Below are 511 nucleotides of genomic sequence, written 5' to 3' on the forward strand. Positions count from 1 at the left end.
CATCGAAGAGATCGAGGAGTTACTAGGCGGCCATGACGAGCATGACGAGGAATCTGGTGACGAGCATGACGAGGAATCCGGCGACTCCCTTTCCGAGGGCATAGAGCACGTGATAGAGGAAGTCGAATCAGGGGAGATCAATGCTACCACCGGAATCGAGGAGATCGAGGAAATCATCACTTCCCATGCTCATGAAGGGGAACATGGCGATGAAGGAGAGCGCGCGCTCGAGAGTCTTATTATCGGAGGGGCCGTGCTTGCCGGATTCGTTTTGATGCTCGTAATGGAGGGCTCTGGTGTAGGTCACGCTGTTCACGAGGAGCATCACGAGCACGAGGGGGAGCACGGACACGAGCATGTTCATCACAGGGCGGCGCCTTGGGTTATCGTCCTCGGCCTTTCTCTGCACTCTGCCGCCGATGGACTTGCGATAGGATCTGCAGCAGCAGGAAGCTCCGAGGCAGTGACTATGCTGGTCGCACTGGCGGTCCTCATCCACAAGGTCCCGGCG

Annotated in this window: 1 protein-coding gene; it reads left to right on the forward strand. The window is 57.7% G+C overall.

Features of this window, described 5'->3' with window-relative positions; translation table 11 throughout:
* A partial coding sequence (locus QF777_12225) for a hypothetical protein (protein MDP6912289.1) occupies positions 1-511 on the forward strand: 511 nt, incomplete at both ends.

The organism is Acidimicrobiales bacterium, from assembly GCA_030747595.1.
Classification (GTDB): Bacteria; Actinomycetota; Acidimicrobiia; order Acidimicrobiales; family MedAcidi-G1; genus UBA9410.